This window comes from Falsigemmobacter faecalis (assembly GCF_003863335.1).
Classification (GTDB): Bacteria; Pseudomonadota; Alphaproteobacteria; order Rhodobacterales; family Rhodobacteraceae; genus Wagnerdoeblera; species Wagnerdoeblera faecalis.
On sequence record NZ_RRAZ01000023.1, the window covers coordinates 49,216 to 56,880 of the forward strand.

Annotated in this window: 10 protein-coding genes; 6 read left to right on the forward strand and 4 right to left on the reverse strand. The window is 62.6% G+C overall.

The features are described 5' to 3' along the window. Window positions 1-4: 4 nt before the first annotated feature. Both EG244_RS14725 and hemH read left to right on the forward strand, forming a co-directional pair. Window positions 5-844 (forward strand): methyltransferase domain-containing protein, encoded by an 840-nt coding sequence (locus EG244_RS14725; RefSeq protein WP_124965786.1) that lies wholly within the window; start codon window positions 5-7, stop codon window positions 842-844. A gap of 94 nt (window positions 845-938) precedes the next feature. After that, entirely contained in the window at window positions 939-2,003 is a 1,065-nt protein-coding gene (hemH, locus tag EG244_RS14730; protein ID WP_124965788.1) for a ferrochelatase, read from the forward strand. Window positions 2,004-2,100: 97 nt separating this feature from the next. On the opposite strand, the gene EG244_RS20695 is transcribed toward hemH, so the two are convergent. Together EG244_RS20695 and EG244_RS14735 are read right to left on the reverse strand one after the other, a co-directional pair. After that, window positions 2,101-2,277: a hypothetical protein gene (locus EG244_RS20695; protein ID WP_164888727.1), complete on the reverse strand. Its 177-nt coding sequence runs from the start codon at window positions 2,275-2,277 to the stop codon at window positions 2,101-2,103. 144 nt (window positions 2,278-2,421) lie between these two features. Then, on the reverse strand, window positions 2,422-3,036 hold the full coding sequence (locus EG244_RS14735; protein ID WP_124965790.1) for a L,D-transpeptidase: 615 nt from the start codon (window positions 3,034-3,036) through the stop codon (window positions 2,422-2,424). Window positions 3,037-3,245: 209 nt separating this feature from the next. On the opposite strand from EG244_RS14735, the gene dalA reads away from it, so the two are divergent. Next, window positions 3,246-3,797: a divisome-associated lipoprotein DalA gene (dalA, locus tag EG244_RS14740; protein WP_233589028.1), complete on the forward strand. Its 552-nt coding sequence runs from the start codon at window positions 3,246-3,248 to the stop codon at window positions 3,795-3,797. Between the two features lie 5 nt (window positions 3,798-3,802). On the opposite strand, the gene EG244_RS14745 is transcribed toward dalA, so the two are convergent. Together EG244_RS14745 and rbfA are read right to left on the reverse strand one after the other, a co-directional pair. Next, a complete protein-coding gene (locus EG244_RS14745; protein ID WP_407644047.1) occupies window positions 3,803-4,579 on the reverse strand; it encodes a phosphodiester glycosidase family protein in 777 nt (258 codons plus the stop codon). Then, window positions 4,551-4,997 (reverse strand): 30S ribosome-binding factor RbfA, encoded by a 447-nt coding sequence (rbfA, locus tag EG244_RS14750; protein WP_124965794.1) that lies wholly within the window; start codon window positions 4,995-4,997, stop codon window positions 4,551-4,553. The genes EG244_RS14745 and rbfA overlap by 29 nt, the downstream gene beginning before the upstream one ends. A 111-nt stretch (window positions 4,998-5,108) precedes the next feature. On the opposite strand from rbfA, the gene dapB reads away from it, so the two are divergent. The 3 genes from dapB to msrQ all read left to right on the forward strand — a co-directional run bounded on the left by dapB (window position 5,109) and on the right by msrQ (window position 7,507). Further along, complete coding sequence (dapB, locus tag EG244_RS14755; RefSeq protein ID WP_124965796.1) at window positions 5,109-5,918, forward strand: 4-hydroxy-tetrahydrodipicolinate reductase; 810 nt, start codon at window positions 5,109-5,111, stop codon at window positions 5,916-5,918. A gap of 74 nt (window positions 5,919-5,992) precedes the next feature. Further along, window positions 5,993-6,889 (forward strand): protein-methionine-sulfoxide reductase catalytic subunit MsrP, encoded by an 897-nt coding sequence (gene msrP, locus EG244_RS14760; protein ID WP_124965798.1) that lies wholly within the window; start codon window positions 5,993-5,995, stop codon window positions 6,887-6,889. Next, complete coding sequence (gene msrQ, locus EG244_RS14765; protein WP_267900286.1) at window positions 6,890-7,507, forward strand: protein-methionine-sulfoxide reductase heme-binding subunit MsrQ; 618 nt, start codon at window positions 6,890-6,892, stop codon at window positions 7,505-7,507. Window positions 7,508-7,665 lie beyond the last annotated feature (158 nt).

Consider the following 7,665-nt stretch of genomic DNA (forward strand, 5'->3'; position numbering starts at 1 on the left):
CGCTATGAGCGCCCCCATCCTGACCGACACCGCCGCCCTTGCCCGCAACCGTGCCCGCGCGACCCGCGACCCGGCGCTGTTTTTGCACGAGCTGGTGGCCGATGAAGTGCAGGATCGCCTCTCAGAGGTTAAAAGAACCTTTACGGATGTGACGATTGTTTCTCCCTGGCCCGAGGTCTGGGCCGGACGGATCGCAGGCGCGCGGGTCATCGCCGACAGCGAGATTCTGGATCTTGCGCCGGAAAGCCAGGATCTGGTGATTCATGCGCTGGCGCTGCATTGGTCGAATGATCCGGTGGGCCAGCTTATTCAATGCGCGCGGGCGCTCAGGCCGGACGGGCTGATGATGGCGGTGTTGTTTGGCGGCCAGACGCTGTCCGAACTGCGCGCCGTTCTGGCCCAGGCGGAAGCCGGGGTGCGGGGCGGTCTGGCGCCGCGGGTGCTGCCGATGGCTGAGATCCGCGATCTGGGCGGTCTTTTGCAGCGCTCAGGGCTTGCCCTTCCGGTGGCGGATTCGCAAAGCCAGCGCGTTGCCTATCGCGATCTCTTCCACCTGATGGGCGATCTGCGCGCCATGGGCGAGGCGAATGCGCTGAACGATCGCCTCCGCCGCTTCACCGGCCGGGAGATTTTCCTGCGTGCCGCTTCACTTTATGGCGAGCACTTCCCCGAAGGAGACCGCATCGCCGCGACCTTTGAGATGGTCTATCTGACCGGCTGGAAGCCGCATGAAAGCCAGCAGAAGCCGTTGCGGCCCGGATCAGCCGCGCATAGTCTTGCTGAGGCTCTGAATGCCGCGCCGCCCCGCCTGCCAGGGGCGATCGGTCGCAGCGACGATGATTGACCTGCGGTGATTTCGCCTTATTTGAAAGGGCAACTTTTGACGGGCAATGCCTGATTGTCTGTCTGCTCAAGCTTTGCTGCCAGAGGAATTTTTCATGTCTGATGCGTCCCTGACCGGCACTCTGCGCCCGGCTCATGCCCCCGCAGATCACCCCATGCTGAAACCTGCGAAGGTCGGCGTGCTGCTGGCCAATCTCGGAACGCCCGATCAGACCGATTACTGGTCGATGCGGCGCTATCTCAATGAGTTCCTCTCGGACCAGCGCGTCATCGATTATCCGAAGTGGAAATGGCAGCCGCTGCTGCAGCTGATTATCCTGACCAAACGGCCTTTCACCTCGGGCGCGAATTACAAACTCATCTGGAACAAAGAGAAAGATGAGAGCCCGCTGATGACCATCACCCGCGATCAGACCAGCGCGGTGGCTGAGGGGCTGAAGGCGCGCTACGGCGATACCGTCATGGTCGATTTCTGCATGCGCTACGGCAATCCTTCGACGAAATCGAAGGTGCGGGAAATGGTGGCGGCGGGCTGCGATAAGATCGTCTTCTTTCCGCTTTATCCGCAATATGCAGGGGCCACGACCGCCACGGCCAATGACCAGTTCTTCCGCGCGCTGATGGAAGAAAAATGGCAGCCCGCCGCGCGCACCGTGCCGGATTACTTTGAGCATCCGACCTATATTGATGCGCTGGCGAAATCGGTTGAGCGGGCCTATGCCGCGCTGCCCAAACGCCCCGACGTTCTGGTGGCCAGCTATCACGGGATGCCCAAACGCTATCTGATGGAGGGCGACCCCTACTTCTGCAAATGCCACAAGACCACGCGTCTGCTGCGCGAGCGTCTGGGCTGGGCGAAAGAGGATATCAACACCTCCTTCCAGTCGGTCTTCGGCACCGAAGAATGGCTGCGCCCCTATACGGTTGAGCATGTGGCCGAACTCGCAAAGCAGGGCAAAAAGAACATCGCCGTGATCGCGCCGGCGTTTTCGTCCGACTGCATCGAGACGCTGGAAGAGATCCAGGGTGAGATCCGGGAGGCCTTCGTTCACGCCGGTGGCGAGAGCTTCACCTATATCCCCTGCCTCAACGATGATGCGGCCCATATCGAGGCGCTTCTGGCGGTGATCAGTGAGAACCTGCAGGGCTGGGTGGCCTGAGACTGAAACAGGCGCCCCGGGGGGCGCCTTTTTCTTTACCCTTTCGGGCAAACAAAAAGGGCGCCCCGAGGGACGCCCTTTCCGTAATCCGGTCAGATTACTTCGCAGCAGCAGCAGCGATCACGACCAGGAGCAGCAGCGGGACCAGGATGCCCGAGGACGACGAGGTCTGTGCTTTAACGACTTCCGGCTCAACAACCGGAGCAACCAGGCCGCCAGCGAAGGCGGTCGAAGCTGCGAGCGACAGAGCTGCTGCGAGAGCGATTTTTTTCATAGTAAACCTCCAGGTAAACCCGCCGCCCGGTGATTGAGGGGACGACGGACGCGAACATTATGCCTCGTATTACACTCCTAACCATCGGTGCTGAAAAAACGCAACGGTGGAAAGCTGTGCGGCTGTGGCATTACCGCCACGTTGTTAAATCAGCAACACCTGAGTGCCAACTTTGCAGAGGTCATAAAGCTCCAGCACATGCTCGTTGTAAAGGCCGATGCAACCGTTGGATGAGCGCCTGCCGATCTTGCGCGTGTCATGGGTGCCGTGGATCCGGTAGTAGGTCCAGCTCAGATGCATGGCGCGCACGCCCATCGGGTTATCCGGATCGCCCGCTTTGATATGCGGCGGCCATTCCGGGTTGCGCTGGCGCATCGAAGGCGTCGGCGTCCAGCTTGGCGCGGGGTCTTTTTTGGTGATGGTGGTCCGGCCCGTGCGGGTCAGATCTGAGCTCAGCGGCACCGAGGTCGGATAGAGGCGGTAGACCGACTGATCCTCGGACCAGAAGTGCAGCGCCCGCGAGGTGAGATCCGCGAGGATCGCGCCGTTCCTCAGGTTCTCAAAATAGGGCTGCCACTGCAGGATCCGGAAGCTGGAGATATTGTGCCGGCGCGAGGCGCTGACGGCAGATTCCATCTCAGTGCTGTTGCCACCTGCAAACTGCGCCAGGGCCGGTGCAGCAAGGCCGGTCACAGCCGCGGCTGCTGCCGAGCCCAGGAACAGGCGACGGCCAGGATTGGGAAACAGATCGCGCGACATCATCACTCCTTCGGGAGATACATCGGTACATCGGAATGTACCTCCTTTACGTCCGCCGCCCCGCCTGCGCAAATCAAACGGCTGTCAAACCGCCGCTCCAGGCAGGAAAAAGCCGGGTCGGACGGGGTGGAATTGACAGAAAGGGGCCGTTTCATGCTACTGGCCTGCAGCCTGTGCGCGTCCTGCGCCACTTTCAGAGGATGGTCTTCGTGCTAAAGCGTCGTCAACTGCTCGTCTCGCTTCTCTCCACGCTTGCGCTTGCCGCCTGCGGTCAGACGATCGGCGGCGGCGGTGCCGGGCGTCTGGGCCCGGACGGAAAGCCGCTGCCGCAACTGCTGCGTCTGAGCCCCGCGGATGAGGGGCGTCTGCAGCTGCGGATGGTTGATTCGGTCAATGCTCTGCGCCAGGCGCGTGGCCAGGCCCCGGTGCAGCTGAGTGCAGAACTCAATGCCGCAGCCGCCACCCATGCCCGCGATATGTCGGTGCAGAACCGGCCCTGGCACTTCGGCTCGGACGGCTCATCGCCGCTGCAGCGCGCGCAGCGCGTGGGCTATCGCGGCCAGGTTCTGGGCGAGCTGATCTCCGAGACCTATGAAAATGAGACCGAGACCCTGGCTGCCTGGATGGCCGATGCTGACACCCGCAACGTGCTGATGCAGGCGGATGTGCGCGAGATCGGCTTTTCGTTCTTCCAGGAAAGCAGCGGCAAAATCTGGTGGTGCCTCGTGACCGGCGCAGGCGCGGGCTACGGCGTGGTCTGAGCCGCTCAGCGGCCGGGTTCCACCAGTCCGATCACCGGACCCATGGCAAAACCAAAGTCATTGCGCCCGAGATCGGGCGCATAGAGCCGCGAGATATTCCCGTCGAAGTAGAGCGCCTGTTGCAGCCCAAGCGCATCGCGGAAAAAGCGGGCAAACTGGTGAAAACTCACCCGCCCGCCGGAAATCACGAAATATGCGCGACTGCCATCGGCGCTGACGCCCACCCCGTTGCGGGTATAGCGCGAGGTCGAATCAGGCAAAAAACGCGGGTGCAGCGCGCCCTCAATCAGCAGCAACGGCCCCGACTGGGTGGCAAAGCGGCAGTCGGGACGCTCTTTGGCAAAGCTGCGCGACTCCCGGATCTGAAAGCTGCCCTCAGGCGTCACGCAAAAGACCCCGTTCGGCGTCATGCCGAAATTCCCCGGGCCCGAGGCGGTGACGATGGGCGCAAGTTCGCGGCCGCCCTCAATATGCAGCCCCACCGGGCTGCGGTCGGAATGATACATCCCCGCGTTCATCGCAAAGCGCAAAGCCTGACCCTCAGGGGCCAGGATCTGATCGATTCGCGAGAAACTGCCTAAGGTCGCGCCGCTTTCGTCGCGCAGGAACAGCCGCAGATCGGCCCCCGCCCTCACTTCGCAGACGCTGTGCCGGATCCCCTCAAAGGGGATCTCACGGCAGGCGGGGGGCGCATCCATTGCAAACGCGCCCGTGGCCGACAGCAGCAAAGCCGCCGCCGCCCGGATCAGCTTTTCAGCGATCATTGTCCCCGGCAGGCGCATCGCCTGCATCCTCGTCGTCATCGCGGGCCACAAGGTCGCGCTGTACCCGCTCATCCGCGAAGAGGCGGCGGGTTTCATCCAGACGATCAAAGGTTTCGTCCAGACGGAAGCGCAGATCCGGCGCATATTTCAGCGTCAGTTTCTTGCCGATCAAATGGCGCAATTCGCCCTTGTTGCGCGCAAGCGCGGTGATCGCCGCCTGTGAGTCACTGCCGCCGAGCGTCATGACATAGGCCGTCGCCACCTTCAGATCGTTCGAGAGGCTGACCTCGCCCACGGTGATCGAGTGGCGGTTCAGGTCAGGATCATGCACATCCGCGCGCGCAAGCACGTCCGACAGAGTGCGGCGGATCAGTTCGCCCACGCGAAGCTGACGTTGAGAGGGGCCGGCGCCCGAAGAGATGCTGTTCTTTGCCATGCCTCTCAGATAGGCGCTTTGGGCCTCTGCCGCAACGGGCGGCTTTGCACCCCGGCCTGCGACGTTTAGAAGGGGCCCAGGTTAAAAGACGCTGCCGAAGATGAGGGTGCCATGTCGGATCTGCCGGGAATTGTAATCACAGGGGTTTCGGGCCGGATGGGCCGGATGCTGGTCGGTCTCGCGCTTGCCTCTGAGAAGCTGCGTCTGACGGGCTGCCTGGAGCGTGCGGGCCACCCCTGGGTCGGTCAGGATATCGGGGTCTGCCTGGGTGGTCAGCCTGCGGGCGTTCTGGTCAGCGACGATCCGGTTGAGGTGTTTGCCAAAGCCCAGGCGGTGATCGATTTCACGGCGCCTGCGGCGACGGTTGAATTTGCCGCCCTCGCCGCCCAGGCGCGGGCCGTGCATGTCATCGGCACCACCGGCCTTGAGGCAGAGCATCTGGAAAAGATCGCCGCCGCCGCGCGTCACGCCACCATCATTCGCGCCGGCAATATGAGCCTCGGGGTCAATCTTCTGGTGCAGCTGACGAAGAAGGTGGCTCAGGCGCTGGACACCGACTGGGATATCGAAGTGATCGAGGCGCACCACCGCCACAAGGTCGATGCCCCCTCGGGCACCGCGCTGATGCTGGGCGAAGCGGCAGCAGAGGGCCGGGGCGTCGCTCTTGCAGATGTCTCGGACCGGGGCCGCGACGGCATCACCGGGGCGCGTGAGGCTGGTCACATCGGCTTTTCCGCCATCCGCGGCGGCGATATCGTGGGCGAGCATGATGTGCTGTTCGCCACCGAAGGCGAGCGGATCGTGCTTCGCCACCTGGCAACCGACCGCGCCGTCTTTGCGCGCGGCGCACTGAAAGCTGCGCTCTGGGGGCAGGGCAAAAAGCCCGGCGAATATAACATGCTCGACGTTCTGGGCCTCTGAGGGCTGTTGCACTTGTGATTGGGCAGAGCGGCGCGGCTTTGGCACAGTGATCAGGTTCAAGCCTGAGGTTCGCCATGCCCCGTCGCTCTCCCTCTGATCTGCGCTGGTCAGATGTGACGCCAAAATCACTCTTCCTGTCGCGCCGCCACTTTATTGGCGCGGCCGGAGCGCTGGCCTTTGCCTCCACAGCCCGCGCGGCTGAGCCCCCCGGTGATCTGACCCCGCGGGAGGCGATCACCACCTATAATAACTTCTACGAATTCGGCTTCGATAAAAGCGATCCGTCGAAATATGCAGGCAGCATGACCATTGACCCGTGGTCGGTGGAAATCGCGGGCCTTGTGGATCGTCCTGGCCGCTATGATCTGGCCGATGTGCTGAAAGACCAGCCGATCGGCGAGCATATCTACCGTCTGCGCTGTGTTGAGGGCTGGTCGATGGTGATCCCCTGGTTGGGCTTTCCGCTGGCGGGGCTTCTGAACCGCGTCGGTCCGCAGTCCGGTGCGACCTTCGTGGCCTTTGAGACCCTCGCGCGGCCTGAGGAAATGCCAGGCGTTAAACGCCGTCTGCTGGATTTCCCCTATGTCGAGGGGCTGCGCCTTGATGAGGCAATGAACCCGCTCACGCTTTTGGCGACCGGGCTCTATGGCGATCCGCTGGAAAAGCAGAACGGCGCGCCGCTGCGCCTGGTGGTGCCGTGGAAATATGGCTTCAAGTCGATCAAATCGGTGGTGAAGATCACCCTGACCTCCGGGCAGCCCCCCACCACCTGGCAGCGCCTTCAGCCCTCAGAATACGGCTTTTACGCCAATGTGAATCCCGGTGTGGACCATCCCCGCTGGAGCCAGGCCAGCGAGCGCCGTATCGGAGAGGGCTTCTTTGCGCCCCGCCGCGACACGCTGATGTTCAATGGCTACGCCGGGGAAGTCGCAGGGCTCTATACCGGAATGGATCTTGCGGTGAACTATTAAGTGACGCTGTCTTTTGCACCCCCGCTGAACGCTGCGCTGCGCCGCGTGCCGGTCTTTATGGTCTGGGCCCTTGGTCTGCTGCCCGGCCTCTGGCTGGTGGCGCAGCTTTTCATCGGCCGTCTTGGTGCAGATCCCCTTAAGGCGCTTGAGCATGGCTTTGGCCTTCATGCGCTGCAGTTTCTCATCGCAGCCCTGGCGGTAACGCCCCTTCTGCGGCTTGCGGGCGTAAACCTGATGCGCTGGCGCCGCGCCCTGGGCCTGCTGAGTTTTACCTATGCGCTCTGCCATCTGCTGATCTGGCTGAGCCTTGATCTGCAGTTCCGCTGGGGAGAGATCGGCCGGGATCTGACAAAGCGTCCCTATATTATGATCGGAATGGCGGCCTTTGTGCTGCTCCTGCCGCTGGCCGTGACCAGTTCAGACCGCGCACTCCGTGCCATGGGGCCGCTGCGCTGGCGGCGGCTGCATCTTCTGACCTGGCCCGCGGCCTCTCTTGCGGTAGTGCATTTTCTCATGGTGGGCAAGGTCTGGGAAGCAGAGGCACTGATCTATGCGGGCCTGATTGCGGGTCTGGTCTTCCTCAGGCTCACGCGTCGCCGGAAAGGGGCCGCCTCCTGAACCGGCGCTCCATCATGAAAAGCCCGCCTTCCCCGACGGGTTCCGAAATAAAATCCAAAAAGTTAAAATTAATCCGTTTTCGCTCTTGCGGGCGGTGTGAGAAGGCCATAGATACCCCTTCACCGCAGCAGGGCAGCCGGGAACGGCAGCTGGTTGTG

Excerpts from the sequence above, each read along its gene's own strand:
- EG244_RS14725 (WP_124965786.1), top strand. The coding sequence starts at position 5 with ATGAGCGCCCCCATCCTGACCGACACCGCCGCCCTTGCCCGCAACCGT.
- hemH (WP_124965788.1), top strand. The coding sequence starts at position 939 with ATGTCTGATGCGTCCCTGACCGGCACTCTGCGCCCGGCTCATGCCCCC.
- EG244_RS20695 (WP_164888727.1), bottom strand. The coding sequence starts at position 2,277 with ATGAAAAAAATCGCTCTCGCAGCAGCTCTGTCGCTCGCAGCTTCGACC.
- EG244_RS14735 (WP_124965790.1), bottom strand. The coding sequence starts at position 3,036 with ATGTCGCGCGATCTGTTTCCCAATCCTGGCCGTCGCCTGTTCCTGGGC.
- EG244_RS14745 (WP_407644047.1), bottom strand. The coding sequence starts at position 4,579 with ATGCGCCTGCCGGGGACAATGATCGCTGAAAAGCTGATCCGGGCGGCG.
- rbfA (WP_124965794.1), bottom strand. The coding sequence starts at position 4,997 with ATGGCAAAGAACAGCATCTCTTCGGGCGCCGGCCCCTCTCAACGTCAG.
- dapB (WP_124965796.1), top strand. The coding sequence starts at position 5,109 with ATGTCGGATCTGCCGGGAATTGTAATCACAGGGGTTTCGGGCCGGATG.
- msrP (WP_124965798.1), top strand. The coding sequence starts at position 5,993 with ATGCCCCGTCGCTCTCCCTCTGATCTGCGCTGGTCAGATGTGACGCCA.